Genomic DNA, 26,934 nt, shown 5'->3' with positions numbered 1-26,934 from the left:
CATGAGCGAAACTTATGATCCCCCAAACTCCCCTCTGGATGTGCTGTTTGAAGACACGCAATTGATCGTGGTGAACAAGCCGGCGGGTTTGTTGTCCGTGCCGGGGCGGGGCGCGCATCTTGCTGATTGCCTGCTGACCCGCGTACAAGTTGCGTTTCCACAAGCGCTGCTGGTGCATCGGTTGGATCGGGATACATCCGGTGTAATGGTGTTTGCACAGACGCCGCATGCCCAGCGGCATCTGGGGCTACAGTTCGAAAATCGCCAGACCCGCAAAACTTATGTCGCGTGCGTATGGGGGCGGGTAGAACCAAAAACGGGAACGGTTGATCTGCCGCTGATCGTCGATTGGCCCAATCGCCCCCGTCAGATGGTCTGTCACGACACCGGCAAGCCTGCTGTTACGGATTGGCGCGTGGTTAAATACGAGGGCGAGACAACGCGTGTTCGCCTGTCTCCCAAGACCGGACGATCGCACCAGTTGCGGGTTCATATGCAGGCGCTGGGGCATCCTATCTTGGGTGATCCGTTTTATGCCGATGGCGCGGCGCGCGACTTCCCTCGGTTGATGCTTCATTCGGAAGAACTGCGCCTCAAAAATCCCGAAGGCGGGGTGTCGATGAAATTTCGCGCGCCAGCCGAATTCTGATTCTAGGCGGTACTGGTCCAAAGCATCTTCAGGTTTCCCAGCGAAAACCGCCGGGTGCGTTTGACCGGGCGTATAACTTGGCGTTCCCGTGCGGCAGCAATTTCACGTTCGATTTCGAATCCGCGCAAAACGTGATCCTGGGACCAGCGATCCAGTTTTAAGGTCATCATGACGTGATTGTCGAGGTAGGGCATAGTCACTCTCCTGAATTGCAATTGCCCAATCTTCGCCCAACACTCCTGACACCACCTTGTCAGGGGGGTGTGCTAAGTTGTCAGCAGATCTTTAGGAGACCCGGATGCGCCGATCGACACGTCTGTTCGAAATCATTCAGATCTTGCGTGCTGCTGAAGCGCCCGTGACGGCCGATGCGTTGGCCGCCAAGCTCGAGGTTTCGGTGCGCACCGTCTACCGCGATATTGCCGCGTTGCAGGCCCAGCGTACGCCAATCGAAGGCGAAGCGGGTGTTGGCTATCTGATGCGGCGCGGGTATGATCTGCCTCCGCTCAATTTCGACGCCGAAGAGGTTGAGGCCCTGTGGGTGGGCCTGTCGATGCTGGCCCGCACGGGTGACAGCACCTTGCAACAGGCCGCTGACCGAGTTTGTCGGAAGATCGAGGCCCTGCGCGCGCCAGCCGACTGGCTACAGGTTGCGCCCTGGGGCGCACCGATGGATGATCCGAAAAAGGGTTGTGTGCCCGTCGTGAACTATCGCGAAGCGATCCGGGCCGAACGAAAAATTCGCATCACCTACGTGAATTCGGAAGATGAGCGTACCGAGCGCACGATACGGCCCGTCGCCCTGATCTATCATATTGAATGCACCATGCTGGCCGCGTGGTGCGAGCTGCGAAATGGGTTTCGCCATTTCCGCACAGATCGGATCTGGGCATGCGAACTGACCGAGGATCATTTCTGCGGGCAAGGGGAACCTCTGCGCGCGATCTGGCAGGAGCAGAACAGCTGGGATAGCTCCAAAGGGGTCGCCTGAATGGCAGGTATTCGCCGATTTCACTCAATTGTTGCTTGAGGCTCTTTGTTCTCACTGTGTTATACTAAGCGGAACGAAACAAACCCGGTGAACGGGTACGTGAGCAGAAGGTGATTCAATGACGATTTCCAAATGTGTACTGACGGTTGGACTGTGTTCAGCCCTGTTTTTGGGGGCGTGTACCGACCCGGGCACCCTCAGCGTGCAGAACGATCCCAACCAGAATGCCAAGCAAGGCGCGTTGCTGGGTGGTCTGATCGGCGCTGGTGTGGGCGCGATTGCCAATGACTCTGACCCACTGTTGGGGGCGTTGGCCGGTGGTGCCATCGGTGCCGCAGGCGGTGGCGTGATCGGCAACCAACTTGACCGGCAGGCGGCAGAGCTGCGGCAGCAACTGGCCAATGACGGCATAACGATCGTCAACGCCGGGGATCGCTTAATCGTCACGGTTCCGAATGACATCACCTTTGACACCGACAGTTCCACCGTGCGCCCGGCCTTGCGTGCCGATTTGGTGAAGGTGGGGCAGAATTTGGTTAACTACCCGAATTCGAATGTCCAGATTATCGGTCATACTGACAGTGACGGAGAGGCGTCCTACAACCTCGGACTGTCTGAACGCCGCGCCAATGCGGTGGCTGATATTCTGCAGGCCAATGGTGTCAGCTACGCCCGTATCACCACTGTCGGGCAAGGCGAAAACAACCCGATCGCATCGAACCTGACACCCGAGGGGAAAGCCCAGAACCGGCGGGTCGAGATTGTGGTGGTTCCCAGCGACAACACCTGATCACGCGTCTCGCGCACAATGACTGCGCGTCATCGGGCCTTTGGTTCGATGGTGTCTCGGGATAACTAAGGGGAAACACCAAAGCGGAGTTTCCCCATGTCCCAACCGATCCTTCTTGGCCTTTCCGGCTCGCTACGGCAGGATGCGACCAACCGTAAATTGCTGCGCGAAGCTGCACGCCTGTTCGAACCCGGCACGTTCATTGAAGCTGATCTCAATCTGCCGCTTTATGACGGCGATCTCGAAGTTGGCGAAGGCATACCTGAAGCCGTGCAGGTTTTGGCCGATCAGATTGCCCAAGCCCACGCGGTGATCATATCAACCCCGGAATACAACAAAGGGCCTTCGGGTGTTCTAAAAAACGCGCTGGACTGGGTCAGCCGGACGAAGGGCAAGCCTTGGATGGATAAACCGCTCGCCGTCATGTCTGCGGCTGCGGGCCGGGCCGGGGGGGAGCGGGCGCAAATGATCTTGCGGTCCTTCATGGTCCCCTTTCAGCCACGCATTCTGCAAGGTCCCGAGCTTCACTTGGCGGACAGTTCGAATGAATTTGATGCAGACGGGCGGCTGTCTAACGACCGCTACGAGCATACGCTGCATAACCTGATGCAGAAGCTGCGGGCAGAGGCCGGGTTTTAATCCTCTTTGCTTGCCGGTCTGTACCGCAACTTCTAGGTTATGCGGATGAAGGATCAAGACCAGATAGAGACTCAGGCCGATGTCGTAGATCCTGCCCGAGCGGCTGCACTGCAGGTAGCATTGGGGCGGGAACCGACGATTGAGGCAGGCTCAGTACTACCTCCCTTCTTTCATCAGCTCTATTTCTGGTCGCCGCATGTGCCGAGCGATCTGGGGCGTGATGGACATCCTCGGGTAGGCCAAGGTCTGATCCCCGATATGGGACTACCAAGGCGCATGTGGGCAGGTGGGCGACTGCAGTTTCATCAGCCCTTTGTGGCAGGGGTCGCAGCCGAGCGTCGGACGGTCAGAGAAAGTGCCGTGGCAAAGACAGGACGTAGCGGACCGTTGGCATTTGTCACACTGCGTCATGAGATTTGGCAAAAGGGCGCGCTGAGCGTGACCGAATGGCAGGATCTGGTTTATCGTGAAGATCCCTCATCAAACGCACCGGCTCCAAAAGTTCCGACGGCCCGAACGGATGAGTTGGATCACCGCAGTGTTGAATTTGATACAACCCTGCTGTTCCGCTATTCGGCGCTGACGTTTAACGGACACCGGATCCACTACGATCTTGACTATGCGCGCGACGTGGAAGGCTATGCCGGGCTGGTTGTCCATGGGCCTCTGCTGGCCCAATTCCTCATGTTGTTCGCAACGGATCTGTTGGGACCCTTGGCAGAGTTCAAATTTCGCGCGTCGTCGCCGCTGATGCATTTCGAAACGGCGACCCTGTGTCGGAACGGTCAGGAGTTTTGGGTGCGTGGACCCGGAGGCCGACAATGCATGTCAGCCAAGGCAATACCGCAATCAGAGTGAAGCTTCGGGCAGAAAATCCTGCGGGATTCTATCGCGCCCTTCCAGCATCAAGTCGGCTATGACCTCGGCCACCTTCGGTGCCATACCAAAACCGATCTTGAATCCCCCATTGGCGATAAACTGCCCTTTGTGCAGGGGATGCGCGCCCAGCATCGGCGCGCGGCTTTTGCTGCGGGGGCGGACACCGGCCCAGCGTTCGATCACTTCCGCCCCGTGCAGGACCGGCACGGCACGCATGGCGCGGTCCAGTACATCGTCCAGAGCGGCATCTGTGCTGGTCGGATCGTCGTATTCGCGTTCTGATGTCGAGCCAATGGCCAACGTACCATCGGCATGAGGCACGATATGAACAGCATCGGCAAACAACTGTGGTACGTCGCCCGCATCAAATCGCAGCAACGCCGCCTGTCCTTTCACGCCGTTACCGATTGTCTTGCCAAACGCCTTGCTGAGCTCTTGCAGACCCGCAAGTCCAGTGGCGTGTACGACTTGTCCCTTGTCGGGCGCTTCGGCGGTAACTTCTACTCCCATTACGGCAAGCGCGGCCACCAGCGCTGCGCAGGCACGCCTTGGGTGCATGCGCGCGCTTAGCGTATCGTGGACGACATATCCCGTCGGGCTGGGTGGGCACCAGGCACCAATCTGATCTATAAACCGGACGCGCCAATTAGCCTGACCCTGCCAGAGTGTTGCAGCTGTTTGTTCACGCGCTTGGGCCAGCTCCAAACCGCGTGCGTCTGGTATGGGTTGCAGACGCCCAAGACGTGCGTAGCCGGGCGACACACCACCGGTGGCCTCGACCTGTTTCCAGAACGGTTCAGCCATGATTAAACTTTCAAACTGGAACGCCTTTTTGGTGTTCCAGTTTTCGGGTACATGTGGGGCCAGCGCGCCAACAAGCCCTCCACTGGACCCCGCGCCCGGACCAAATGGGTCGACGATCTGAACCTTCGCGCCGCGCCGTGCGCAGGTCCAGGCGATGGAGAGGCCAAATATTCCTGCGCCCCGCACCGTCACATCGACCATTGCCAATCCCCTTTTCGTTGTTCAGTGTCGCGCCGCTTAGCTACAGGATTCCCCGATGGCAGACCAGCGCGCCGAACTTACTTGGACGGAAGACCAGATCCCGGTCTCGGATCGGTTCGATGACCCCTATTACTCGTTGCAGAACGGGTTAGAGGAAACGCGGCATGTGTTTCTGGCAGGCAACGATCTGCCAACGCGCTTTGTACCGGGGTTTCACATCGCTGAACTAGGCTTTGGCACCGGCCTGAATCTGTTGACCGCGTGGTCGGCGTGGGAAGCAGCAGGGCAGACTACACCTTTACGGTTCACCAGCTTCGAGGCCTTTCCGATGGCGCCTGACGATATGTCGCGTGCTTTGGCGGCCTTTCCCGAGGTGGCACCGTGGGCCGATCGCTTATTGGAAACATGGAATGGGCAGAAATGCGTGCTGGACACGTTGCATCTTGAGGTCATGGTCGGAGACGCGCGCCAGACCTTGCCCACATGGGCAGGTGAGGCAGATGCGTGGTTTCTGGATGGCTTCTCACCCGCAAAAAACCCCGAGCTGTGGGAGGCTGACCTGATGCAGCAGGTGGCGGAGCACACGATCCAAGGCGGTACAGCGGCAACCTATACTGCCGCGGGTTTCGTGCGTCGGGGTCTATCCGATGCAGGTTTTGATGTTACCCGCAGCCCCGGCTTTGGCCGTAAACGGCACATGACCCGGGCGGTGAAGCAATGAGCCAGAAGAACAACGTCAACGCCGGTATAGCGCTTATGGTCAGCGCGACGATCGTGTTTGCTTTGCAGGATGGGATTTCGCGCCATCTGGCCGGTACCTACAATACGTATATGGTGGTGATGATCCGGTACTGGTTCTTTGCCGCATTCGTGATTGCTCTGGCTGCGAGATCCAGCGGAGGTTTGCGGGCGGCGGCGCAAACCAGCCAGTTGGGACTCCAGATATTCCGGGGTGTGTTACTGGCCGCAGAAATTTGTGTCGCCGTTTTCAGCTTTACCATTCTGGGCTTGATTGAAAGCCAGGCCGTTTTCATCAGCTATCCGCTGCTGATCGCTGCCCTCAGCGGCCCGGTTCTGGGTGAGAAAGTCGGCTGGCGTCGCTGGGCTGCCATCGGGGTCGGCTGCATCGGGGTGTTGATCATCCTGCAGCCCGGTGCCGGTGTGTTCAACCCTTGGGCTGTGATCCCGCTGATCTCGGCGTTTATGTTCGCGATTTATGGCCTGCTGACACGGTATGCGGCTCGGCGGGACAGTACTGCGACCAGTTTTTTCTGGACTGGGGTGGCTGGTGCAGTCGCAATGACTGCTGTTGGTGTCTGGTTTTGGGAACCCATGGCCAGCAGCGATTGGTTTTGGATGGGGTTGCTTTGCATCGCAGGCGCTCTGGGACACTGGCTATTGATTAAGTGCTACGAAATGGCTGAGGCCAGCGCCGTGCAACCCTTTGCCTATTTCCATCTGATGTGGAGCGCAATTCTCGGCATCACGATCTTCCACGAGACCCTGCGCCCCGAGGTTGTTCTGGGCGCAGCTTTGGTGATCGCGGCGGGCCTGTTCACCTTATGGCGCGAACGACGAAAGGGTTGAACCGGTTAGTTCCTTTGAGAATGGCACTGGTAAAGCTGGCCGCCCAAGCCGAGCGCGATAGACCGGCAGGCTTTCGGCGACACGCATGACATAGTTGCGCGTCTCCTTGAAAGGAATGGTCTCAATCCAGTCGATCACGTCCACCTGGCCCCGGCGCGGGTCGCCATAGCGTTCCATCCACGAAATCGGCCGTCTTGGCCCCGCGTTATATCCAGCGGCCATCATCACGACATTGCCGTTGAAGTCCTCTGCAAGCGTTGCAAGATAATTCGCCCCCAGCTTTGCGTTATATTGCCAGTCCGAGGTTAGGCGCGCGGTTTTATGGCCACCCAGAATACCCAAATCCTGAGCCACAAGTTTGGCGGTAGCGGGCATGACCTGCATCAAACCGCGCGCGCCTGCGCCACTGATGACTACCGGATCGAACTCACTTTCGCGTCGGGCAATTGCCAGCGTCATTTCCTTCGCCATGGGAAGTCCCATATCTGCGACCGGGTGCACTGGGTAATAAGCGGCAGGCAAAACAACACCGGTTGTTGCCGCGCGCTTGGCGATCATGACGGCCAGATGCGGTTCGTTCAGTTCGATCACCAGGTCCCCCAGCTGAGCGGCTTGGGTTTGATCGAGACCTTCCACCAAATGGGTCAGAAACCGTTCTGAAAGGTTTCCCTCTCCTGCGCGCTGCAACAGCAATCCAGCCTCCAACACGCTTGAGTCAGCGAATGCGGCTTGTTTCCAATGCGGCGCGCGGCGTGGGTTGGCCAATTCGCTGTCAAACGGACGGCCGATTTGTTCCGCCGCCAGCAACCCGTAGAACGAGGTCTGATAGTTCGCGCCTTCGGCATAAGCCTCGTGCGCCTTGTCAGCATCCCCCTGCGCCGCATAGGCGCGGCCCAGCCAATATCCACCTCGACCCTTCGAAATTGGCGATTGCACCGCCTCCGAGAAATTCTGGAAATGCCGCACCGCCGTGGCCGGATCATTCAGCTTGCGCAGCGCCAGAAATCCCGAGAGCCACTCTAAATCAGCGTAGCCATAGCCCATTTCGGGGGTCATGTGGTGATTGGCGGCAATCGCATAGGCGCGTTCGGCATCTCCCGTGCGCATCTCAAGACGTGCCAGTCTGCGTCGCCCTTCCGCCCATTTGTCGGGTTCACCCAGCGATTTTGGTCCGGTCGAGCGTGCCAACATCAGATCAATGGCGCTGTCGTCCAGTTCTTTGCGATCCCGCCACACGAAACGATCAAATGCCAGGCCAGGGTCTTTGGCCAGTGATTCCGGCACTGCGGCGACTTTGCCGTCCACTCCGTTTTCGCGCTTTTGCAGGGCAATGCGCGCCTCGGCCAGTTTGCGCTGATCAGAGTTGACCAGGGGCAGCATCCGCCCGGCGCTGACCAGATGCCCATCCCACAACATCCGATCCAACCTGGCCTCGTGATGTGGTCTCAGAAGTTTCCCGAAGTTCTCAAGATAATCCTTTTGCAGGCCCGACCCCATCGGCATGGTCCGCCAAGCGGTTACGACGTCGGCTTCTGCTTCACCATTGCGGCCTTGGCTTTTCAAAGCCACGGCATAATTCAAAGCACCTTCTGCTGTTTGCGGAGGCATCCCTTCGTAGAATTTCAGAACTCGATTCGGATCGGCCCCGGTGAATGATGGCTCGCTTTTACGGCGCAGCCAGGCCAAACCGGGCCAATCCGGGCGCCGCTCAAGAAACACCAGCACATCGCCCGAGCTGCCAAAACCTTCGCGTAGCCAATGCCAGACAATAATGTCACGCGCCACCGATCCACGCTGGCCTGCAACGCGCAGCGCGGCATTCCAATCGCCCTTGCGCATCTCATAGAGCCCCGCGCGCAAATCCTGCGTCGCATCCGCACGAGTGGTATGCGGCTGTAGCATCAGCGCCAGAATCATCGCTATTCCAAGCGACAGAATACGTCTCATCCCTTGCATTCCCCAACAAACCAAGGATACAGCCATGCAGGATAAACCTTGCGCCGCCGGGATCAACTCACAAACCCTTAATCGTGACAGACCGGTGCGCAAAAAACACCTAAGGAGCGTTCCATGTTTAAAGGCTCAATGCCAGCCCTGGTCACCCCGTTCAGCAACGGCGCGTTGGACCTGGAAACGCTCAAACACCTGGTGGAATGGCAAATACAGCAAGGTTCGACCGGTCTGGTTCCGGTTGGTACGACCGGCGAAAGCCCGACCCTCAGCCATGAAGAACATGAAACGGTTATCGCCGAAGTGGTGAAGGCTGCAGCAGGTCGCGTGCCTGTCATCGCAGGCGCGGGCTCCAACAATACTGTCGAGGCAATTCGGTTTGTTCAGTTTGCGCAAAAAATCGGTGCGGATGCGGCGCTGGTCGTAACCCCCTATTACAACAAGCCGACCCAGAAGGGGCTGCTGGCGCATTTCCAAACTCTGCATGACAGTGCCGATATCCCGATCATCATCTACAATATCCCGGGTCGTTCGGTCATCGACATGACTCCTGCAACGATGGGTGAGCTGGCGAAACTGCCGCGCATCATCGGAGTCAAGGACGCGACCGGAGATCTGGCGCGCGTCAGCCAGCAGCGTGCAAGCTGTAGTGCGGATTTCTGCCAGCTATCCGGTGAAGACGCCACAGCACTGGGCTTCAACGCTCATGGCGGAGTGGGCTGCATCTCGGTCACCGCAAACGTGGCTCCGAAGCTCTGTGCTGAATTCCAGCAGGCAACGCTGAATGGCGACTACGAAATGGCGCTGGAGTATCAGGACCGCCTGATGCCCCTGCACGAAGCGATCTTCATCGAGCCCGGTCTGGTTGGTGCAAAATACGCGCTCAGCAAACTTGGCCTGTGTAGCACCGAAGTGCGCTCGCCTCTGACCGAGCTGGAAGACAGCACCAAAGCCGCTATCGAAGCAGCAATGGCGCATGCTGGATTAATCTGAAATCAATACACGGACTCGTAAGGGCGGCCTCGAAGATCGAGCGCCGCCCTTTCTTTAATTCGGGATCCAAATTTCATCTGGCTAGAAATACCTCGGGGGAGGCGCGGCTTGCCGCGACGGGGGCAGAGCCCCCATCAACGCTTGCCGTAGTACAACCCAACCACATGCTCTGCTTGCGCGAAGAACAACCAGCGTGAAACAGCGACGCCGGTGAGATGCGACAGCACCGCCACCAGCGCGAAGACATGCTTGATCAGAACACCTGAGACGGGGAGCAGGATCAGCAGTAAAGGCAGCACAAAAGCCAGACCAAAAGATATCATCCGTAGTTTCTGCGCATGCTTCCGACCGACCACATGCACAAACTCACGCAGCAGATAGTTTGTACCTGTATGGGGTGGTTCGAATGCGCGGACAGCGCCTCGCTCACCAAGCCCTGTCGCGGTTGCCAGCGTGGTTCCCGATCGGGACAACGCATCGTCGCCCTTGGCCCAATAGGCAAGCTGTACAGCGCCGGCAATAGCCAGCAACCAAGGCGCAAGCGCTTCCGCTCCGGCCAACAAAGCACCGCCTGCAAGGCTGAACGACAAGAACATGGCCGGTGTCAGGTTCATGTTCCAGCGAGGGATGGTCTTGAGCTGCGTGTAGATCATCGATGTGGTGAAGACCGTGGCCAGCGAGAATGCCGCCCCGATCCAGCCCAGCACACCCCAGCGTTGGCCTAGAAAGACCGCACCAATGGCATAGAGCCCCATGACGAGCAGCGCGATGACCGCGCACCAGCCCTCGCGGCTGAGCCAGCTTGAGCGCCACTGGGTGAAGGCTTTCCAGGCGCGCTCGGGGTGGCCGAGGTGGAAGGTCGACGCGAGCAAACCTCCGACGGACAAGCCATAGGCAATTGCGAAAAACACAAACGCGACCCAGCCCGAGACGTCAGGTATGCCGAGCCCCAGGAAGAACAAGAGTCCAAATCCGAGGCCGGACAGGGTGGTAAAGATGATAACGGAAGGTGCCGGGTGCATCAGAGCTTCTCCAGGGTCTTGTCGAGCCAGCCGAGGAAACCCTTGGGCTCTTCGGCGACCGGGGCCAGCAGAGGGGCCAGGATGTCAATCTGCTCCTCAATTTTGTCCTTGGGTCGGGGCGGCAGGTACTTGTTGACGGGTTTGGTGCCCTGTTCAGGCATCAGGTCCATGCCGCCACGTTCGACGACCAGCTTGCTGACATCACTGCCAGGGTCGCCGAGATCGCCAAAATGCCGGGCACCCGCCGGGCAGGTGCGCACACAGGAGGGCACACGATCCACCTCGGGTAGGTTCTCGTTGTAAATCCGATCGACGCAAAGCGTGCATTTCTTCATTACGCCTTCGGCCTGATCCAGCTCGCGCGCGCCATAGGGACAGGACCATGCGCACAGGCCGCAGCCGATACAGTCACTTTCGTTGACCAGAACGATTCCGTCCTCGACCCGCTTGTAGCTGGCACCGGTGGGGCAGACGGTCACGCAGGGTGCGTCTTCGCAATGCAGGCAGGATTTGGGGAAGTGGATCAACTGGGCGTTCCCTTCGGCGGGTTGCACCTCGTAAGAGTGCACCCGGTTCAGGAAAGTGCCTGAAGGGTCAGCACCATAAGCATCCTGATCCGACAGTGGCGCGCCGTAGTTTTCGGTGTTCCAGCCTTTGCATGAAATGACGCAGGCATGGCAGCCAACGCAGGTGTCCAGATCAATGACCAGACCCATCTTGCGTTCGGTTGATTGGGGGAGCTGGGTCATGACTGCCTTGCCTCTGCGATTGTGGTCAGGGCGGGCTGGGGCTCTGCCCCAGACCCCGAGATATTTATAGCCAGATGAAGAACGGATCGGGTCATTTGCCCACCTTCCAGGCCAAATCCTTTGGCCCTTGCCCGACCGGCGATTTGATTGGAGCGAATTCTGGCTGGCTTTCAGCATCGCTTGGAGCGGCGGCCTTTTCGATTTTTACCTTCAGATCGAACCAGGCGGCCTGACCGGTGATCGGATCAGAGTTTGCCCAGCGCAGGCCGTCACCTTTGGGGGGCAGCAGCTCGTGGATCAGGTGGTTGAGCAGGAAACCCTTGGTGGCCTCGGGGGCGTCTTTCTGCAAGGCCCAGGCCCCTTTGCGCTTTCCGATGGCATTCCAAGTCCACACGGTATTGTTGTTCAGCGCAGCCATCTCCATGACGGGTACCGTGATCTCGCCATGTGGAGAGCTGACTTTGGCCCAATCGCCGTCTTGCAGCCCGTGTTCACGCATCAGCTTGGTCGGGACGTATAGCGGGTTGCGCCCATGCAGCTGACGCAACCAGGCGTTTTGTGTGCCCCAACTATGATACATCGCCATTGGCCGCTGGGTCAGAGCGTTGACGGTGAAGCCTTCATTGCCGGTCTGATCGGTTTCGTACCAAATGGGCAGGGGGTCCATTGTATCTTGGATCTGCGCGCGCAGGTGATCTGGGGGCTGGCGTTCCCCGTAGCCTTCGGCGGCCAGTTGGAATTTACGCATCGGCTCGGAATAGAGCTGGAATAGATAGGGCTGTGGGCTGTCATAGATACCCATGCCCACAGCCCAGTCTTGATAGGCAGTGTTCCAAGGTTTGTAGTAATCCGCACCTTCGGGAATATGCGCGACATAGAAGCCACCATTCTCGATGTATTGGTTCAATTGGTCGGGGTTAACCTCGCCACGACCTTCCTTGTCGCCGTTTTCGCCCCGGAAACCGGCAAGCGGTCCAATCCCCGGCTTGCGTTCGTGGTTGACGATATAGTCGGCGTAATCCGTCCACTTGGCGCTGCCATCATCGTTGGTAAAGCCGGGCAGGCCCATGCGGTTGGCCAGATCGATCAGAACCGACTGGAAGCCGCGTACGTCGCGGTCGGGTTCAATCACCGGCCAGCGGATCGCGTCTGCCGCTGCCTCGGCCTCGCAGATCGGGCGGTCCAGTAGCGAGATACAGTCATGTCGTTCCAGATAGGTTGTATCGGGCAGGATAAGGTCGGCATAGGCCACCATTTCCGAGGAATAAGCATCGGAATAGATGATATGCGGGATCACGTAGTCGCCGTTCTCATCCTTGTCCGTCAGCATCTCCATGACACCCTTGGTGTTCATGGTCGAGTTCCAGGACATGTTCGCCATGTACATGAACAACGTGTCGATCTTGTAGGGATCGCCCGCATGTGCGTTCGAGATCACCATATGCATCAGCCCGTGGCTGGACATCGGGTTTTCCCATGTAAACGCTTTGTCGATCCGCGCCGGGCTGCCGTCTTCTTTCAGCGCCAGATGCTCGGGGCCGCGAACAAACCCCAGATGCGGCCCGTCCAGCGGTGTATTCGGCGTCACCTTACAATGCGGAGTCGGATGCGCCTCAACTGGCTTGGGATAGGGCGGCTTGAAGCGGAAGCCGCCGGGGACTTCGACCGTTCCAAGCAGGATCTGCAACACATGCAGGGCGCGGCAGGTCTGGAAACCGTTGGCATGGGCTGAAACGCCGCGCATCGAGTGCATCGCGACGGGGCGACCAATCATCTTCGAGTGTTTCTCGCCCCGGAAATCGATCCATTCATGGTCCAGTTCGAACGCTTCATCAAAGGCCACACGGGCCAACTCGCCAGCAATCGCGCGAATGCGGGTCGCCGGCACGCCGCATTTATCTGCGATTGCCTCGGGGGCGTATTCATCCGCCAGATACCGTTCTGCCATTTGGTGGAAGACGGGGCGGTGAGTGACACCGTCCTTTTCGTAGGTCGCTGATAGGTCAGGGCGGACGCCGGGGGTGTCGAAAGCAGTCAGCTTGCCGGTATTGCGGTCGATGACCAATGGCTTGCCGTCATCGTCTTTCAGGAACAGACCCTTTTCCGGACCGTCGGATGCGTTGATCAGGACCGGCGCGTTGGTGTAGCGACTTAGGTAATCCAGATCGATTTTGCCTGCCTTCATCAGCACATGGATCATCGACAAGATGAACAGGCCATCGGTACCGGGGGTGATGCCGACCCAATCATCTGCCACGGCGTTATAGCCCGAGCGGATCGGATTTACCCCAATCACCCGGGCACCGCGCGCCTTGATCTTGCCGATGCCCATTTTAATCGGGTTGCTGTCGTGGTCTTCTGCCACGCCGAACAGCATGAACAGCTTGGTGTGATCCCAGTCGGGCTGACCGAATTCCCAGAATGCACCGCCCATCGTGTAGATGCCACCGGCTGCCATGTTGACCGAACAGAACCCGCCATGGGCCGCATAGTTACAGGTGCCGAAATTCTGTGCCCAGAAACTGGTGAAGCTCTGGCTCTGATCACGGCCGGTGAAAAAGGCCAGTTTCTCAGGGTTGTCTTCGCGGATCGGTTTTAGCCAACCGACAGCGATCTCGAGCGCCTCGTCCCAACTGATCTCTTCGAACTCGCCAGACCCACGCGGGCCGACGCGTTTGAGCGGTGCGCGTAGGCGCGACGGGGCGTTCACCTGCATGATTCCTGCGCTGCCTTTGGCGCAGAGAACGCCCTTGTTTACCGGATGATCCCGATTGCCTTCGATATAGGCGACCTTCCCATTCTTCATGTGCACGTTGATACCGCAGCGGCAGGCACACATGTAGCATGTAGTCCGGCGGATCTCGTCTGACACGGGTGGGGATAGGTTGAGGTTCGGTTGTTGATTCACGCTGTCTCTCCCTGTGGCGGATCGCCTTGGTACCTGTACGTGTTGAACACACTGGAGCGTAAGCACACCGGGCTCAACCATATAGAGGAAGAGAGTGCAGGCACCCCCTTCCTCTGCTTTTCTTTAAGCGGACCGGTTGAACACGGTCCGACTTATGTTTTTGACAGCAATCAAACCTGCTGCAGACGCATGTCGCTTGCGTCGATACCTGCAACCTCAACCGGCTTCTTCATCGCGTCGCGACGGAAGGGTTCACCCAGTTCCTGGTTGATCATTGCTTCGATCAGGGTGGTGATGCCGTTCTTCTGGTCCTCGATCGCCTGGCTCAACGCCGCTGTCAGTTCATCCTGAGTGCGCGCGATGACGCCTTTCAGGCCACAGGCGTTGGCGATGCCGGCATAGGACACTTTGGTGTCCAACTCGGTGCCGACGAAGTTATCATCGAACCACAGGGTCGAGTTGCGCTTTTCCGCACCCCACTGGTAGTTGCGGAACACAACCTGAGTGATGGCGGGCCATTCTTCGCGGCCGATGGCGGTCAGTTCAGTGACTGCAATGCCAAAGGCACCGTCGCCAGAGAAGCCGACAACTGGTACATCCGGGCAGCCGATCTTCGCGCCAATGACCGAAGGCAGACCATAGCCACAGGGGCCGAACAGGCCGGGGGCCAGATACTTGCGGCCTTCTTCAAACGAAGGATAGGCGTTGCCGATGGCGCAGTTGTTGCCGATGTCGGACGAGATGATCGCCTCTTTCGGCAGCGCGGACTGGATCGCGCGCCATGCTTTGCGCGGGCTCAGCCAGTCCGGCTTGGCCGCGCGCGCGCGTTCGTTCCAGGTGGTGCCCGGATCGTCCTGCTCGTGGTCCATCGAGGTCAACTCTTGCGCCCAACGCGATTTGGTTTCGGCGATCTTAGCCTTGCGCGCGTCGCGGCCTTCGTCACCGGCTGTGTCGGACAGTTGGTTCAGGATGCTGGTGGCAACGCTCGCCGCATCGCCCACGATACCAACCGAAACCTTCTTGGTCAGGCCGATGCGGTCGGGGTTGATGTCGACCTGAATGATCTTTGCATCTGCAGGCCAGTACTCCATGCCGTAGCCTGGAAGGGTCGAGAACGGGTTCAGGCGTGTACCGAGGCACAGAACAACGTCTGCTTCCTTGATCAGCTGCATACCGGCTTTTGAGCCGTTATAGCCCAGCGGGCCAGCGAACAGTGGGTGCGAGCCGGGGAAAGCGTCATTGTGCTGGTAGCCAACGCAAACCGGAGCGTCCAGACGCTCGGCCAGTGCTTTCGACGCTTCGATGCCGCCTTTCGACAGAACGGTGCCTGCACCGTTCAGGATAACGGGGTTCTTTGCGTTCGACAGCAGAGCGGCAGCTTCGGATACGGCCGATGCACCACCCGAAGGCAGTTCAAACTCAACAACAGCAGGCAGCTCGATGTCGATCACCTGAGTGAAGAAGTCGCGCGGAACGTTGATCTGCGCAGGTGCCGAAGCGCGCTTGGCGTTCATGATTACGCGGCTCAGAACCTCGGCCATACGGCTGGGGTCACGCACCTCTTCCTGGTAGCAAACGCAGTCTGCGAACATGCGCATCTGCTCCATTTCCTGGAATCCACCTTGACCCATGGTCTTGTTTGCGGCCTGCGGAGTGACCAGCAGCAGCGGAGTGTGGTTCCAATAGGCAGTTTTGACGGCGGTCACAAAATTGGTGATGCCGGGGCCGTTCTGGGCGATCATCATCGACATCTTGCCGGTTGCGCGGGTGTAGCCGTCAGCCATCATGCCGCCGGACCCTTCGTGGGCACAATCCCAGAAAGTGATGCCTGCTTTGCCAAAGATGTCGGAGATCGGCATCATGGCCGAGCCGATGATACCGAACGCATGTTCGATGCCATGCATCTGCAGGGTTTTTACAAAGGCTTCTTCAGTGGTCATCTTCATCTGCGTAATCTCCGATCATAGAAGGATGGAACGGGGGTTTTGCACCCAGTTTTCTGATCGGTTTTGGCGTACGGGTGTCTGTGGCGTTAGGGCCAGAACCGGTAGCGGTTTAAGTCCAGAGTGCTTAAGAACGCCGGATCGCTTCAGCAATCTGTTGGATTCCCGGTTCGATACGATCCGACGAGATTGAAGAGTAGCCCAGCCGATAAAAGTTCTTTGGCCTGTTCTGGCTTGAAAAAAATGCCTCACCCGGTTCGATATGGACGCTTTGGCGCTGCAGGTCTCGGGCCAGTTTGCTGGTGTCTACATGCAGCGGCGCTTGCATCCAGATCGATGATCCGCCCAGCATCCCGCGCCCAGCAACAGTCAGACCATATTGTCCAATCGCCTCCTCAATCGCTTCGCGACGGCGTTGCAGCGTTTTAGACATGCGCCGGATCTGAGCATCATAGTGGCCGAGCGATAGGAAGTAGGCTGCGGTTCGCTGCATGTGGCCAGGAGGGTGACGCAAGACCAGAGATCGCAGGGCGCGCGCTTCACGGATAAAGGGTTCGGACCCGACCATGTAGCCCAATCGAAGCCCCGGAAACAGCGACTTGGAAAAGCTGCCCACGTAGATCACCCGCCCATCGCGATCCATTGACCTGAGCGCCGGTGACGGGGCTCCGAGAAATGACATTTCAAATTCATAGTCATCCTCGACGATCATGGCATCCAATTCGCGGGCACGACGCAGCAGTGCATGTCGGCGGTCCACCGGCATGGTCGCGGTTGTCGGGCTCTGGTGGCTGGGGGTGGTGAATATGACGTCGGTATCGTCAGGGATTGTTTCCGGGGGCAACCCGTCCCGGTCGACCTTCAGATAAGACAGCTTGCATTCCGAGTGAATCAGAAGATCGCGCAGGGCGTAATAGCAGGGGTCCTCGATCGCTGCCCTACGGTTCCGGTTCAGCAATATGCGAGACGCCAGCCAAAGGGCGTTCTGAGCGCCCAGGGTGATCAAGATTTCTTCGGGCCGGGCTACAATTCCACGGCGGGGAAGAGTATGCCGGGCGATGAATTCAAGCAGCAGCGGGTCATCTTGATCGACATAGTCCCCGGTCAGAGAATCAAAGTCCTTATGTCCCAACGCCCGAACTGCGCAGAGACGCCAGTTTGCATGATCGAACAGCTTTCTGTCGACTTGGCCATAAATGAAGGGATAGCGGTAGTCACGCCAGTTGCTGGGTTTTGTCAGCACATCACCGCCCGAGAAACGGCGGGCAAACGCCTGATCCCAGTCAACCACTTCGGTGTCGCGCCGCACTGGCGTGTAGGTCGGCGGCACTGGCGCATTTTCTGAAACATAGTATCCCGACCGGCCTTTGGCGGTCAGGTAATCATTGGCCAGCAGTTCAGTATAGGCAAGCGTGACCGTAATCCGGCTGACACCCAAATGGGCAGCAAGTTTACGGGACGAGGGCAGCTTTTCCCCGACGTGGAAGCGTCCTGACAGAATGCCTTCGGCAATCAGCTGTTGCAGCTGCGCCTGTAAGGTGCCTTGCCCATTGCGTTCCAAAAAGAATGTGTCGACCGAAATACCCATTGCATCGTTATAGGTTGGACCTAAGGCGGTGGCAATCTGGACTTATGGCCCTGCGAACCATGTTGGGAGTTTTACGCACACGTGTGGTTGACGCAGGATACGAATTAAACTAAATAACCAGAAATCTAGTTTAATGGAGATAAAGGATGTGGGAAGAAGCTGCCGCAGGTTTCTCTGCCATGGGCTCGGAAGCCCGATTGAAGGTTCTTAAGACCTTGGTTCGTGCTGGGGAAGCAGGCCTGACCGTTGGAGAAATTCAAACGAGGACAGGAATCGCGCCCTCGACTCTGGCGCATCATCTGCGGTTTCTGGCTGCTGGCGGAGTAGTTGAGCAAGAGAAGATCGGGCGTAGCACGATCAACCGCGCGTGCTTTGACGAATTGAGAAACCTGGCGCAGTTCATCCTAAGTGAATGCTGCGCAGACGAAATCGGAAAGGCCGCAAACGATGGCTGAACTGACCCAAAACCCCAAGCCACTTGCCAGAAACCTGATCGACCTGATCAAAACGCCCTGGGCTCTGATCATGGTCATACTGGCGCTGGTGGCCGTTCTTGATCCGGGCAACTGGACCGAGGTTGTGAGTTTTGCAGCCAAAGCGCTTGCGCATACGGGCCAGTACATCCTGTTTGCTGTTCTGCTGCTATCATACCTGAAGGCAACTGGGGCCGAAGTGATGGTCGCCCGTGCATTTGAGGGTCGCGAGACACGGATGATCTTTCTGGCCGCGTTGTTTGGCGGGCTGGCCCCATTTTGTTCCTGCGAAGTGATCCCATTCATCGCAGGTTTGCTGGCTCTGGGTGCGCCATTGTCGGCCGTGATGGCATTCTGGCTCAGTTCACCGTTGATCGACCCCCCGACGTTGCTGATTACTGCGGGTGCGCTGGGTTGGCCGTTTGCAATTGGTAAAGCGGTTGCCGCTGTCGCGTTGGGTTTGTTCGGCGGGTTTGCCGTGCGCACCCTGATGCGGGGAGGTGCCTTTGCGCAGCCGTTGCGTGAATACAAACCCGCTGGTTGCTGCGGTTGCGGACCAAAGCAAGATGACAAACCCGTCTGGAAGTTCTGGCAAGACCCTGACCGTCGGACGCGCTTTCGGGCCGAATTCGTTCATAACGGTCTGTTCTTGCTCAAATGGCTAGCGTTCGCCTACGTGCTCGAGGCGCTGCTGGTCAGCTATGTTCCGGCAGACCTGATCGCCCGGGTTGTTGGTGGTGAGGGTGTTGTGCCAATTGTCATCGCTGCCTTGGTCGGAATGCCTGCCTATCTGAACTCTTACGTCGCACCACCGCTTCTTGCGGGTCTGATGGAACAGGGTATGAGTGCGGGTGCTGCGATGTCGTTCATGGTGGCCGGCGCCGTCAGTTCGATACCTGCGATGGCGGCCGTGTGGTCACTGGTGAAACCGCGCGTCTTTGCCACCTATCTGGGTTTGGGCATCAGCGGTGCCATCGTAGCAGGCATCCTGTTTCAGATGATCTGAACAAAAAAACCGCCCGGTTGAGCCATCGGGCGGTTTTGCTTTTCTAGCTCGCTTCGCAATATCGTGGCAGTTTGAACCGATACCTTGGCTCTCCACTTTCAACGAAAACCCGTTTCTCGATACAGGCTTGGGTTCCAACTGTCTGAGCAATCGGCCCTTCGGTCGAGGTGATTGATGCTGCTGAGCCATCCGGCAAGCGCACCGAAGCAATGACCCCGTTCTTGAGATCGCCATTGATCGGTGTCGCCGACAAAACCGCGACGGTGAGAAACGCCTCGTGCTCGTGCTTGCCGTCGTCATTCAGCAATAGCAAGCCAGCGACTATTGCAATCATCACTACGGCACCTGTAATGGCCAACCACCAGGATTTCAGGAACACATAGATTGAAACGGCACGATGCGCGTCGAAAAATAAGGATAGAACCTTTAGCATCTAATCACCCAAAAATCGGGTCCCAGCTACTTGAGGCCGGGACCATGCGCATCTCAGGGGCGCAGATCGTCTTCGTCTTCTTCATCACCACCACCCTTGGGCAGGTTGAAGAAGCTATCCGCATCGACGATGGGCTCTTCTTCTTCCTTCTCGTTGGTGTCCTCGGACAACGAGAATGTCTCGAGACCTTCGATCGCGGTCGGGATCTTGGGCGCTGAATCCATCTCAAGCGACTGTTCGGTCGACACCAGTTTGCGACGCTCATCATCGCTCATCACGCCACCTTCAGCTGCTTTCTTGGCCGCAGCCTTTTGCACGATGGCATCCAGTTCGGATTGTTTGCACAGTCCCAGGGCAACCGGATCGATCGGCTGCATGTTCGAGATGTTCCAGTGCGTCCGCTCGCGGATCGACTGGATGGTCGGCTTGGTGGTGCCGACCAGCTTGGCAATCTGGCCGTCGCTGAGTTCCGGGTGGAACTTGACCAGCCACAGGATCGAGTTCGGACGGTCCTGACGCTTGGACAGCGGGGTGTAGCGCGGACCACGGCGTTTCTCTTCGCCTGATGCCGCTGGATTGAATTTCAGCTTCAGCTTATGCAGCGGGTTGTTTTGCGCGGTGTCAATTTCTTCCTGAGTCAGCTGGTTGTTGGCTATCGGGTCAAACCCTTTGACACCTGCAGCCACATCACCATCCGCAATACCCTGCACTTCCAGCTCGTGCATGCCTACGAAATCCGCGATCTGCTTGAAGCTGATCGTGGTGTTGTCCACCAGCCATACGGCGGTTGCCTTGGCCATAAGCGGTTTTGCCATCAGCCCGTCTCCTATAAATACATCTGTCCCGTCGCCGGAATTCGGCGGCCCCGAAGCTATGGGGCAGGTTTCCGTTGTCGGGGAACTTGGGGCCTATATAGTCGCGACAGCTAAAGAAGGAAAGAGGCGAATGCGCTGGGCGATTTTGTGGGTGCTAAGTGCCATGGCTGCGATGGCCGAGGGCGAAAAGGCGGGCGATTTTGACTACTACGTCCTGTCGCTCAGCTGGTCGCCCAATTGGTGCGCCCGCGAAGGCGATGCGCGCGGCTCGGATCAGTGCGACACGCGACACGATCATGGGTGGATATTGCATGGGCTCTGGCCGCAATTCCATCAGGGCTGGCCTTCGTATTGTCGTACGTCCGAAGCGCCACCCACACGCCGCATGACGCGGGAAATGGAGGATATTCAGGGCTCATCCGGGTTGGCCTGGCATCAATGGAAAAAGCACGGCACCTGTTCGGGCCTCAGTGCACCCGACTATTTCGCCCTGTCACGGCAGGCTTATGCAGGAGTTGCGCGCCCCGAGGTGTTCCGCAAGCTGGACGCGACGGTCAAACTGCCCGCTTCGGTGGTGGAAGAGGCCTTTCTCAAAGCCAATCCCACGCTCGAGCCTGACATGATCACCATCACCTGTAAGCAAGGCTATATCGAAGAAGTCCGCCTGTGCTTGTCCCGCGATCTTGACCCGGTGCCCTGTGGCCGCGACGTGATCCGTGATTGCACCGCTAAAGACGCGGTGTTTGATCCGATTCGTTAGAGCTTTTTGTTCTGGCAGTCGCGCGCATAATCCAGCGCTTTGGCGGTGCCTTTCAGATCAATCGCCATGACGGTCTGGCCTTCCGGATTATAGACGGTCATGGTCTTGTTCTGCGCAATCGAGGTGACGAAACTCCGGTCCGTAAAGAACACCGTCGCGCCGGGTACGCGATCCTGCTTGAACCCGATGGCGGTGGCATCAAAGCTCTTGCCGTCCAGCTCAAACCGGATTGGGTATTGTTCCCCCGGTTTAATGTCGCCCCAAGCCTTGTTGTAAACTGTGAAATACCCGCGATTATCCAACGCGTCATAGCCTAGCCGCACCACCGAGAGGTCCTGATACACGGTTTGTATCAGGCACCCATTGCCAAGATTGGGGTCCATCATGATGTTCCAGCCTTCGACAAAACCTTTGTCGATAAGTTCCTGCGACAGGGCGGCAGTGGCGGCGAAGGCGGCTAAGGTGAGTGCGAGAAGGCGGGTCATTATGTGCTCCAAGTCTTTCGCTCAGTGGAATTTAACTCTGTTCGTTTTTCAAGCTAATTTGAGATTTGAATCTAAAGGACACCAAAAACACTTATCCGCCAAGATCATTGCAAACTACCCGTCTTGGTCAAGATCGTCTCGGTGCCGTTTGACAGGCGAAAAACACATCCTTGGGTCCTGGGAAGTTTTAACAGATCGTTGATGCCAAGGCCCAGCCAAATCCCGCGCAATATCAGTGACGTAACCCCGTGCGTCACCACGATTGCGGATTCGTCTTGCTCGTCTAAGAACGATTGTACCCTCTCATAGATCTCGTCAAAGCTTTCGCCATCCGGGCTGCGAAAATACCAATGATAGGACTCGTATGGGCAATCGATTTGAGTCCGAATGAATTCCCGCGTCGCGCCTTCCCATTGGCCAAATGCGATTTCCGTTAACCGGTCATCGTTTGCGAAATCAAACTGGGGTGCAATCGCCAGCCTTGCGGTGTGTTGCGCCCGCTCCTGCGGGCTGACGAACACGCGTTTAGGGTGGTTGGGGATACGGCCAAGTATCTCCCGCTGCTGCCGCGCCTGATAGATACCGGTTTCCGTTAGCGGAGAGTTCTTGCGGCCTTGAAACTTGCCCAAGGTATTCCACTCGGTTTCGCCATGTCTTAGGACAAAAAGATCGGGGTACTTGGTCAATGCGGTTTCCTGAATTACCCACAAGCTAATTTCTAGTGTAGATTGACAGTGCATGCCGAACACACTTTGTCAGATTTCCTTCCTCGCCCGCAAAGCCGCCGTAATCGTCCCATCATCCAGATAGTCCAACTCGCCCCCAATCGGCACACCTTGTGCCAGCGAGGTCAGGCGCACCTGCCCCTCCAACTGATCCGCGATGTAGTGGGCGGTGGTCTGACCATCGACGGTGGCGTTCAGGGCGAGGATGATCTCGGTGATACCCTCGGCCACAACCCGGTCCTTCAACCGGGGGATGCGCAATTCATCCGGGCCGACTCCGTCCAAAGCCGACAACGTGCCGCCCAGAACGTGATAGCGGCCCTTGAAGACCCCGGCGCGCTCCATCGCCCAAAGATCTGCGACGTCTTCGACTACGCACAGTTCTCCGGTTGCGCGGGCCTCATCATTGCAGATGTCGCAGATATCGGTGGTGCCCACATTGCCGCAGTTCAGACATTCACGGGCGGTGACGGCCACCTGCTGCATGGCGTCAGAAAGCGGCGTTAGCAGCAGGGCGCGTTTACGGATCAGGTGCAGGACTGCGCGGCGGGCCGAGCGGGGGCCGAGACCGGGCAGCTTGGCCATCAGGTCGATCAGATTGTCGATGTCACTGTTCGAACTCACCGTGAGACCCTCGCAATTGGGCCAGAGAAACACGCCCCGGCCATAGATCCGTCAGGAGGGTGTATCAGAACGGCAGCTTGATGTCTGCGGGCAGGCCCATGCTTTCGGTCAGCTTGGCCATTTCTGCCTGCGAACGTTCCTGCGCCTTGGTTTGGGCGTCCTTGATCGCGGCGAGGATGAGGTCTTCGACTACTTCCTTATCGTCACCGTTAAAGATCGACGGCTCGATATCCAGACCTTTCAATTCGCCCTTGGCGGTCGCGGTGGCCTTGACCAGCCCGGCACCGGATTCGCCGACAACCATAATGGTATTCAGCTCTTCCTGCATGTCAGTCATCTTGGTCTGCAGATCCTGCGCGGATTTCATCATCTTGGCCATGTCACCCAGGCCGCCTAAACCTTTTAGCATCGGTAATCTCCTGTCACTCGATTTGTGGCCTAGATACGAAGCGTAACCGCGCGGCACAAGAGGTCAGGATACTCCCGCCCGTCGTCAAGGTCTTTGGCAAGCCCTTTCCTCCCGTTGGCCCCGGCAGCGCGCAAGGCGCGCTCCCGGGCCCAAAGCCGCTCAGGGGTATCGGCGTCAGCCGATGGCCCGTGGCGGGTGCGGGAGCATTTGGTTGAGGTGCGCTTATGCTCGAAAGTCAGTCCTCTTCAAACGGGTCCCATTCGTCTTCGACCTCGGGCAGGGCTTCGGTTTCGACTTGAGCGGCGCGTTGTTCTGCGGTTTCGATGCTCTTGATCCGCGCTTTCGGGAAATGAGTCAGCACTGCTTGCACCAGAGGATGCTGTTCAGCCTCGGCCTTCAGTGCCAAGTCTGCAGCGTCCCGTACCTCGGCAATGGTCGGTGCGTTGCCCTCAGCGACAATAGAAACGGCCCACCGGTTGCCCGTCCAACGCTGCAGCGACGCGCCCAATCGTTGTGACAGGTCGGTCGGGGCGTTGTCGGTTGGGGCGAACTCGATCCTGCCCGGTTGGTAGGATACCAGACGCACGCCGTTTTCGACCTCGACCAACAACTTCACATCCCGGTTGGCTCGGATCAGTTCGACCACATGTTCAAATGTTGGATAGCGTGCCAGCGCTGCCTGCACATCCTGGGCCAGCGCGGCCGTTGGCCCGCCTGCGTTGCCGCCGATTCCCGATGCGGCATAGGCCGATCGGGCCACAGCCTGTGGCGCGGCAGGAGCATGTCCCGGCGCACCGATTCCCTTGCCGGGGCCACCATTGGGCGGCGGAGGCGTATCTTGCAGACGCTTGATCAGCTCCTCCGGGCTAGGCAAGTCGGCCACATGGGTCAGGCGGATCACGGCCATTTCCGCAGCCATCATTGCGTTGGGTGCGGCGGAAACTTCCTCGAGCGCTTTCAGCAGCATTTGCCACATGCGTGTAAGGACTCGCATGGGCAGAGCCTCGGCCATTTGTTGACCTCGGGCGCGTTCGTCGGGGGAAACGGTGGGATCTTCGGCGGCATCCGGGGTGATCTTGACCACCGAAACCCAATGCGTGATTTCAGCCAGATCGCGTAAGACGGCGAGCGGATCAGCCCCTTCGGCATATTGCCCGCTCAGCTCGGTCAACGCGCCTGCAGCATCGCCGCGCAGGATCATATCCATCAGATCCAGCACCCGGCCCCGATCGGCCAGCCCCAGCATCGCGCGCACCTGATCCGCGCTGGTTTCACCGGCCCCGTGCGAGATCGCCTGATCCAGCAGTGAGGTCGCATCGCGCGCCGATCCCTCGGCGGCCCGGGTGATCAACGATAACGCATCCTCGGCAATCTGTGCCCCTTCGGCACCTGCAATTTTGCGAAGCAGTCCGATCATATCCTCCGGCTCGATCCGGCGCAGATCAAAGCGCTGGCAACGGGACAAGACGGTCACCGGGACCTTGCGAATCTCGGTGGTGGCAAAGATGAACTTCACGTGTTCGGGGGGTTCTTCCAGCGTCTTGAGCAGCGCGTTGAAAGCGCTGGTCGACAGCATGTGAACCTCGTCGATGATATAGATCTTGTAGCGCGCGGACGCAGCGCGATAGCGGACGCTGTCGATGATCTCGCGGATGTCATTGACACCGGTGCGGCTGGCGGCGTCCATCTCCATCACATCGACATGGCGGCCCTCCATGATGGCTACGCAGTGTTCACATTGACCGCAGGGTTCGGTGGTAGGGCCGCCGCTGCCATCGGGACCGATGCAGTTCATACCCTTGGCTATGATCCGAGCGGTCGTCGTCTTGCCGGTACCGCGGATGCCGGTCATGATGAAGGCCTGCGCGATCCGGTCCGCCTCGAAGGCGTTTTTCAGAGTGCGCACCATGGCGTCCTGACCGACTAGATCGGCAAAGGTTTCGGGGCGGTATTTGCGGGCAAGAACCTTGTAGGCGGGGCTGGGCGTCTCGGTCATGTCTGCTCTGTCGGATTCGCGTTACGCCGCAGCGTAGAGGCCCCCGCCGCCCGCGTCCACAGCCGGCCGGGACGATTTTCATTTTGGAATGCGTGGGTATGCGGCTAAAATCCACTCTATTCTATTTACTGGACCAGTATGTTGTTGGGTGAAGTTTGTTTGGGGGGAGATTATGTCGCAACTGGTGGTTTATGCGTTGCAGGTTGGCGGAGGCACCTTGGCCTTGTCATCGATGCCCGGGCGCGGAGGCACTTATACCGAAGACCTCGATCTTATAGCAGACTGGAAGCCGGGACTTGTGATCTCGATGACGACTGAGGTCGAGATGATTCAGGATGGTGCGCGGAATTTTGGCGCTGATATTCAGGGGCGTGCCAGCAGATGGGTGCATTTGCCGATCGAAGATTTTGGCACGCCACCCAAAGAGATTTTGGACCGCTGGCCCCGCGTTGGTGCGACCGCACGTCAGGCGTTGTCAGGTGGTGGCCGTGTGCTAGTGCATTGCCGTGGTGGCTGTGGCCGATCCGGGATGGTGGTTCTGCGTCTGATGGTTGAATGCGGTGAACGGCCTGAGGCGGCATTGAAGCGATTGCGTACGGTGCGTCCTTGCGCAGTCGAGACAAATGCCCAGATGCTTTGGGCCGTTGAACCGGCCCGTGTTCAAGCCGTTTGACGGCTTAGACACCAACATGTGGCGAGATTTCGCCACCGTTGTGCTGCACCAGAAGCGAAGCCTCAAGCATGGCGCAAGGCGGATTCCTTAGCAGGTCTGCGGGTAGGCTGCGGTACTCGGTTCCGAACATCATGTCTGCGTAGTCATCCAGCCGGCCGGTATCGATTTCAGGATCGGTTCCGCAGAATACACGTATCTGGTCGCATTGGGCGCGAAAGCGGGCGGTGCATCCTTCCGGGCAGTGCGACAGATCTATGGTGCCTTCAATCTCAAACTCAGTTTTCGTGACCGGTTTTGTGGCGGACATGGTCTGCGTCAGAGCCCGCGCCATCTGTGCCAATGCGGGGCAGGGTGCGCCAGTACGTTGGCACACGGTCGCCGCGAATTCGTGTGTTTTGGTCTTCCAGATCATCAATGCGCCCTCCGCGCGCAAGGCGCGGGCGTGGCACAGGTTGGTCGTTGCGGAGCACGATCAAACCCGTCCCGGACACCCCGCCCGAGTTTCGGTTCTACATCCGATGGCAGGTCTCCTGACTTGCGGGTCATCGCTTTGCCGACCTTCCCAGCCTTCAAGGCCAGTGGTATCTCGGCATTGCTCTCCGCTTACAGTTGCGGGGGCAGTCTCGGACTAGGTTCTTTCCGGATTTATCCGGGCAGAACCGCACCGTGTTCCCTTTTCATCCCGGCCCGATTGGGCGCGAGAACCATCGCGACATGGCTAGCGGCTGCGCCGTGCCCGAGTCAAGAAGATTGCGTCAGGCAAGTGACGTATGGTCCAGTCACGTCAACCTTGACTTGAGGCGCTTCGGGTGAACTGATCAGTTCAGTCGGTATTGGAGGGC

At 58.3% G+C, this 26,934-nt stretch carries 28 protein-coding genes and 1 riboswitch; of the genes, 12 read left to right on the top strand and 16 right to left on the bottom strand.

Annotated elements, in window-relative coordinates:
• Position 1 precedes the first annotated feature (1 nt).
• Entirely contained in the window at positions 2-649 is a 648-nt protein-coding gene (locus ACR0A1_RS16375; RefSeq protein WP_480868386.1) for an RluA family pseudouridine synthase, read from the top strand.
• 2 nt (positions 650-651) lie between these two features.
• Here ACR0A1_RS16375 and ACR0A1_RS16370 read toward each other — a convergent pair whose 3' ends face one another.
• Positions 652-843: a hypothetical protein gene (locus ACR0A1_RS16370; protein ID WP_170514773.1), complete on the bottom strand. Its 192-nt coding sequence runs from the start codon at positions 841-843 to the stop codon at positions 652-654.
• A gap of 104 nt (positions 844-947) precedes the next feature.
• Here ACR0A1_RS16370 and ACR0A1_RS16365 point away from each other — a divergent pair, with 104 nt between their 5' ends.
• The 4 genes from ACR0A1_RS16365 (at position 948) to ACR0A1_RS16350 (ending at position 3,927) form a co-directional block, all read left to right on the top strand.
• Positions 948-1,640, top strand: a complete 693-nt coding sequence (locus ACR0A1_RS16365) for a helix-turn-helix transcriptional regulator (protein WP_480616102.1) — start codon at positions 948-950, stop codon at positions 1,638-1,640.
• Between the two features lie 118 nt (positions 1,641-1,758).
• A complete protein-coding gene (locus ACR0A1_RS16360; RefSeq protein WP_170398755.1) occupies positions 1,759-2,430 on the top strand; it encodes a YiaD family glycine zipper/OmpA-like lipoprotein in 672 nt (223 codons plus the stop codon).
• Between the two features lie 96 nt (positions 2,431-2,526).
• Positions 2,527-3,069 carry an NAD(P)H-dependent oxidoreductase gene (locus tag ACR0A1_RS16355; RefSeq protein WP_170646722.1) on the top strand — a complete coding sequence of 181 codons (543 nt, stop codon included), beginning with the start codon at positions 2,527-2,529 and terminating at the stop codon, positions 3,067-3,069.
• Positions 3,070-3,114: 45 nt separating this feature from the next.
• A complete protein-coding gene (locus ACR0A1_RS16350) occupies positions 3,115-3,927 on the top strand; it encodes an HTD2 family dehydratase (protein WP_223117121.1) in 813 nt (270 codons plus the stop codon).
• On the opposite strand, the gene ACR0A1_RS16345 is transcribed toward ACR0A1_RS16350, so the two are convergent.
• Complete coding sequence (locus tag ACR0A1_RS16345; protein WP_480868382.1) at positions 3,919-4,953, bottom strand: NAD(P)/FAD-dependent oxidoreductase; 1,035 nt, start codon at positions 4,951-4,953, stop codon at positions 3,919-3,921. The genes ACR0A1_RS16350 and ACR0A1_RS16345 overlap by 9 nt on opposite strands.
• A gap of 55 nt (positions 4,954-5,008) precedes the next feature.
• Between ACR0A1_RS16345 and mnmC2 the strand changes: the two genes are divergently transcribed.
• On the top strand, positions 5,009-5,674 hold the full coding sequence (gene mnmC2, locus ACR0A1_RS16340) for a tRNA (5-methylaminomethyl-2-thiouridine)(34)-methyltransferase MnmC2 (RefSeq protein WP_480751872.1): 666 nt from the start codon (positions 5,009-5,011) through the stop codon (positions 5,672-5,674).
• The gene (locus ACR0A1_RS16335) at positions 5,671-6,540 is read left to right on the top strand and encodes a DMT family transporter (RefSeq protein ID WP_170398740.1); all 870 of its coding nucleotides are present in this window, start codon (positions 5,671-5,673) and stop codon (positions 6,538-6,540) included. Before mnmC2 ends, ACR0A1_RS16335 begins: the two co-directional genes overlap by 4 nt.
• Here the strand turns inward: ACR0A1_RS16335 and ACR0A1_RS16330 are convergent.
• On the bottom strand, positions 6,514-8,487 hold the full coding sequence (locus ACR0A1_RS16330; protein WP_480868380.1) for a lytic transglycosylase domain-containing protein: 1,974 nt from the start codon (positions 8,485-8,487) through the stop codon (positions 6,514-6,516). The genes ACR0A1_RS16335 and ACR0A1_RS16330 overlap by 27 nt on opposite strands.
• Before the next feature lie 123 nt (positions 8,488-8,610).
• Here ACR0A1_RS16330 and dapA point away from each other — a divergent pair, with 123 nt between their 5' ends.
• Positions 8,611-9,483, top strand: a complete 873-nt coding sequence (dapA, locus tag ACR0A1_RS16325; protein ID WP_480868378.1) for a 4-hydroxy-tetrahydrodipicolinate synthase — start codon at positions 8,611-8,613, stop codon at positions 9,481-9,483.
• A 134-nt stretch (positions 9,484-9,617) separates the two neighbouring features.
• Here dapA and ACR0A1_RS16320 read toward each other — a convergent pair whose 3' ends face one another.
• The 5 genes from ACR0A1_RS16320 to pdxR all read right to left on the bottom strand — a co-directional run bounded on the left by ACR0A1_RS16320 (position 9,618) and on the right by pdxR (position 17,693).
• On the bottom strand, positions 9,618-10,505 hold the full coding sequence (locus ACR0A1_RS16320) for a dimethyl sulfoxide reductase anchor subunit family protein (protein WP_480868376.1): 888 nt from the start codon (positions 10,503-10,505) through the stop codon (positions 9,618-9,620).
• The gene (locus ACR0A1_RS16315) at positions 10,505-11,254 is read right to left on the bottom strand and encodes a 4Fe-4S dicluster domain-containing protein (RefSeq protein WP_170425789.1); all 750 of its coding nucleotides are present in this window, start codon (positions 11,252-11,254) and stop codon (positions 10,505-10,507) included. The genes ACR0A1_RS16320 and ACR0A1_RS16315 overlap by 1 nt, the downstream gene beginning before the upstream one ends.
• A gap of 91 nt (positions 11,255-11,345) precedes the next feature.
• Positions 11,346-14,162 carry a molybdopterin oxidoreductase family protein gene (locus tag ACR0A1_RS16310; RefSeq protein WP_480868374.1) on the bottom strand — a complete coding sequence of 939 codons (2,817 nt, stop codon included), beginning with the start codon at positions 14,160-14,162 and terminating at the stop codon, positions 11,346-11,348.
• 170 nt (positions 14,163-14,332) lie between these two features.
• Positions 14,333-16,108 carry a sulfoacetaldehyde acetyltransferase gene (xsc, locus tag ACR0A1_RS16305; protein WP_170425785.1) on the bottom strand — a complete coding sequence of 592 codons (1,776 nt, stop codon included), beginning with the start codon at positions 16,106-16,108 and terminating at the stop codon, positions 14,333-14,335.
• A 124-nt stretch (positions 16,109-16,232) separates the two neighbouring features.
• On the bottom strand, positions 16,233-17,693 hold the full coding sequence (pdxR, locus tag ACR0A1_RS16300; RefSeq protein WP_170398719.1) for a MocR-like pyridoxine biosynthesis transcription factor PdxR: 1,461 nt from the start codon (positions 17,691-17,693) through the stop codon (positions 16,233-16,235).
• A gap of 146 nt (positions 17,694-17,839) precedes the next feature.
• On the opposite strand from pdxR, the gene ACR0A1_RS16295 reads away from it, so the two are divergent.
• Both ACR0A1_RS16295 and ACR0A1_RS16290 read left to right on the top strand, forming a co-directional pair.
• Positions 17,840-18,148 (top strand): ArsR/SmtB family transcription factor, encoded by a 309-nt coding sequence (locus ACR0A1_RS16295; RefSeq protein WP_170398716.1) that lies wholly within the window; start codon positions 17,840-17,842, stop codon positions 18,146-18,148.
• The gene (locus ACR0A1_RS16290; RefSeq protein WP_480590873.1) at positions 18,141-19,172 is read left to right on the top strand and encodes a permease; all 1,032 of its coding nucleotides are present in this window, start codon (positions 18,141-18,143) and stop codon (positions 19,170-19,172) included. The genes ACR0A1_RS16295 and ACR0A1_RS16290 overlap by 8 nt, the downstream gene beginning before the upstream one ends.
• 43 nt (positions 19,173-19,215) lie before the next feature.
• Here ACR0A1_RS16290 and ACR0A1_RS16285 read toward each other — a convergent pair whose 3' ends face one another.
• Both ACR0A1_RS16285 and ACR0A1_RS16280 read right to left on the bottom strand, forming a co-directional pair.
• A complete protein-coding gene (locus ACR0A1_RS16285; RefSeq protein WP_170398710.1) occupies positions 19,216-19,605 on the bottom strand; it encodes a hypothetical protein in 390 nt (129 codons plus the stop codon).
• Between the two features lie 53 nt (positions 19,606-19,658).
• On the bottom strand, positions 19,659-20,420 hold the full coding sequence (locus ACR0A1_RS16280; protein ID WP_170406573.1) for a DUF1013 domain-containing protein: 762 nt from the start codon (positions 20,418-20,420) through the stop codon (positions 19,659-19,661).
• Positions 20,421-20,550: 130 nt separating this feature from the next.
• Between ACR0A1_RS16280 and ACR0A1_RS16275 the strand changes: the two genes are divergently transcribed.
• The gene (locus ACR0A1_RS16275) at positions 20,551-21,180 is read left to right on the top strand and encodes a ribonuclease T2 (RefSeq protein WP_170732497.1); all 630 of its coding nucleotides are present in this window, start codon (positions 20,551-20,553) and stop codon (positions 21,178-21,180) included.
• On the opposite strand, the gene ACR0A1_RS16270 is transcribed toward ACR0A1_RS16275, so the two are convergent.
• The 5 genes from ACR0A1_RS16270 to ACR0A1_RS16250 all read right to left on the bottom strand — a co-directional run bounded on the left by ACR0A1_RS16270 (position 21,177) and on the right by ACR0A1_RS16250 (position 25,419).
• Complete coding sequence (locus ACR0A1_RS16270) at positions 21,177-21,665, bottom strand: hypothetical protein (protein WP_170406567.1); 489 nt, start codon at positions 21,663-21,665, stop codon at positions 21,177-21,179. The genes ACR0A1_RS16275 and ACR0A1_RS16270 overlap by 4 nt on opposite strands.
• A gap of 104 nt (positions 21,666-21,769) precedes the next feature.
• Entirely contained in the window at positions 21,770-22,351 is a 582-nt protein-coding gene (locus ACR0A1_RS16265; protein ID WP_170398699.1) for a histidine phosphatase family protein, read from the bottom strand.
• A gap of 69 nt (positions 22,352-22,420) precedes the next feature.
• Positions 22,421-23,014 (bottom strand): recombination mediator RecR, encoded by a 594-nt coding sequence (recR, locus tag ACR0A1_RS16260; protein WP_170609198.1) that lies wholly within the window; start codon positions 23,012-23,014, stop codon positions 22,421-22,423.
• A 64-nt stretch (positions 23,015-23,078) separates the two neighbouring features.
• Positions 23,079-23,423 (bottom strand): YbaB/EbfC family nucleoid-associated protein, encoded by a 345-nt coding sequence (locus ACR0A1_RS16255; protein ID WP_170611252.1) that lies wholly within the window; start codon positions 23,421-23,423, stop codon positions 23,079-23,081.
• Positions 23,424-23,658: 235 nt separating this feature from the next.
• Positions 23,659-25,419, bottom strand: a complete 1,761-nt coding sequence (locus tag ACR0A1_RS16250) for a DNA polymerase III subunit gamma/tau (protein ID WP_480868370.1) — start codon at positions 25,417-25,419, stop codon at positions 23,659-23,661.
• 172 nt (positions 25,420-25,591) lie between these two features.
• On the opposite strand from ACR0A1_RS16250, the gene ACR0A1_RS16245 reads away from it, so the two are divergent.
• Positions 25,592-26,092: a phosphatase domain-containing protein gene (locus tag ACR0A1_RS16245; protein ID WP_170398687.1), complete on the top strand. Its 501-nt coding sequence runs from the start codon at positions 25,592-25,594 to the stop codon at positions 26,090-26,092.
• Between the two features lie 4 nt (positions 26,093-26,096).
• Here ACR0A1_RS16245 and ACR0A1_RS16240 read toward each other — a convergent pair whose 3' ends face one another.
• On the bottom strand, positions 26,097-26,504 hold the full coding sequence (locus ACR0A1_RS16240; protein WP_170562413.1) for a hypothetical protein: 408 nt from the start codon (positions 26,502-26,504) through the stop codon (positions 26,097-26,099).
• Between the two features lie 91 nt (positions 26,505-26,595).
• Positions 26,596-26,816, bottom strand: a riboswitch (cobalamin riboswitch).
• Positions 26,817-26,934 lie beyond the last annotated feature (118 nt).

Source organism: Ruegeria sp. D6, assembly GCF_056534365.1.
This window is presented reverse-complemented; position numbering and strand designations above follow the sequence as displayed.

What these genes read in the sequence shown, in the direction of transcription:
- ACR0A1_RS16255 (WP_170611252.1), bottom strand. Translation starts at nt 23,423, where the DNA reads ATGCTAAAAGGTTTAGGCGGCCTGGGTGACATGGCCAAGATGATGAAA.
- ACR0A1_RS16375 (WP_480868386.1), top strand. Translation starts at nt 2, where the DNA reads ATGAGCGAAACTTATGATCCCCCAAACTCCCCTCTGGATGTGCTGTTT.
- ACR0A1_RS16320 (WP_480868376.1), bottom strand. Translation starts at nt 10,505, where the DNA reads ATGCACCCGGCACCTTCCGTTATCATCTTTACCACCCTGTCCGGCCTC.
- ACR0A1_RS16290 (WP_480590873.1), top strand. Translation starts at nt 18,141, where the DNA reads ATGGCTGAACTGACCCAAAACCCCAAGCCACTTGCCAGAAACCTGATC.
- ACR0A1_RS16245 (WP_170398687.1), top strand. Translation starts at nt 25,592, where the DNA reads ATGTCGCAACTGGTGGTTTATGCGTTGCAGGTTGGCGGAGGCACCTTG.
- mnmC2 (WP_480751872.1), top strand. Translation starts at nt 5,009, where the DNA reads ATGGCAGACCAGCGCGCCGAACTTACTTGGACGGAAGACCAGATCCCG.
- dapA (WP_480868378.1), top strand. Translation starts at nt 8,611, where the DNA reads ATGTTTAAAGGCTCAATGCCAGCCCTGGTCACCCCGTTCAGCAACGGC.
- ACR0A1_RS16315 (WP_170425789.1), bottom strand. Translation starts at nt 11,254, where the DNA reads ATGACCCAGCTCCCCCAATCAACCGAACGCAAGATGGGTCTGGTCATT.
- ACR0A1_RS16295 (WP_170398716.1), top strand. Translation starts at nt 17,840, where the DNA reads ATGTGGGAAGAAGCTGCCGCAGGTTTCTCTGCCATGGGCTCGGAAGCC.
- ACR0A1_RS16360 (WP_170398755.1), top strand. Translation starts at nt 1,759, where the DNA reads ATGACGATTTCCAAATGTGTACTGACGGTTGGACTGTGTTCAGCCCTG.
- ACR0A1_RS16355 (WP_170646722.1), top strand. Translation starts at nt 2,527, where the DNA reads ATGTCCCAACCGATCCTTCTTGGCCTTTCCGGCTCGCTACGGCAGGAT.
- ACR0A1_RS16250 (WP_480868370.1), bottom strand. Translation starts at nt 25,419, where the DNA reads ATGACCGAGACGCCCAGCCCCGCCTACAAGGTTCTTGCCCGCAAATAC.
- ACR0A1_RS16240 (WP_170562413.1), bottom strand. Translation starts at nt 26,504, where the DNA reads ATGATCTGGAAGACCAAAACACACGAATTCGCGGCGACCGTGTGCCAA.
- xsc (WP_170425785.1), bottom strand. Translation starts at nt 16,108, where the DNA reads ATGAAGATGACCACTGAAGAAGCCTTTGTAAAAACCCTGCAGATGCAT.
- ACR0A1_RS16335 (WP_170398740.1), top strand. Translation starts at nt 5,671, where the DNA reads ATGAGCCAGAAGAACAACGTCAACGCCGGTATAGCGCTTATGGTCAGC.
- ACR0A1_RS16285 (WP_170398710.1), bottom strand. Translation starts at nt 19,605, where the DNA reads ATGCTAAAGGTTCTATCCTTATTTTTCGACGCGCATCGTGCCGTTTCA.
- ACR0A1_RS16350 (WP_223117121.1), top strand. Translation starts at nt 3,115, where the DNA reads ATGAAGGATCAAGACCAGATAGAGACTCAGGCCGATGTCGTAGATCCT.
- ACR0A1_RS16370 (WP_170514773.1), bottom strand. Translation starts at nt 843, where the DNA reads ATGCCCTACCTCGACAATCACGTCATGATGACCTTAAAACTGGATCGC.
- ACR0A1_RS16345 (WP_480868382.1), bottom strand. Translation starts at nt 4,953, where the DNA reads ATGGTCGATGTGACGGTGCGGGGCGCAGGAATATTTGGCCTCTCCATC.
- ACR0A1_RS16330 (WP_480868380.1), bottom strand. Translation starts at nt 8,487, where the DNA reads ATGAGACGTATTCTGTCGCTTGGAATAGCGATGATTCTGGCGCTGATG.
- ACR0A1_RS16270 (WP_170406567.1), bottom strand. Translation starts at nt 21,665, where the DNA reads ATGACCCGCCTTCTCGCACTCACCTTAGCCGCCTTCGCCGCCACTGCC.
- ACR0A1_RS16275 (WP_170732497.1), top strand. Translation starts at nt 20,551, where the DNA reads ATGCGCTGGGCGATTTTGTGGGTGCTAAGTGCCATGGCTGCGATGGCC.
- pdxR (WP_170398719.1), bottom strand. Translation starts at nt 17,693, where the DNA reads ATGGGTATTTCGGTCGACACATTCTTTTTGGAACGCAATGGGCAAGGC.
- ACR0A1_RS16280 (WP_170406573.1), bottom strand. Translation starts at nt 20,420, where the DNA reads ATGGCAAAACCGCTTATGGCCAAGGCAACCGCCGTATGGCTGGTGGAC.
- ACR0A1_RS16365 (WP_480616102.1), top strand. Translation starts at nt 948, where the DNA reads ATGCGCCGATCGACACGTCTGTTCGAAATCATTCAGATCTTGCGTGCT.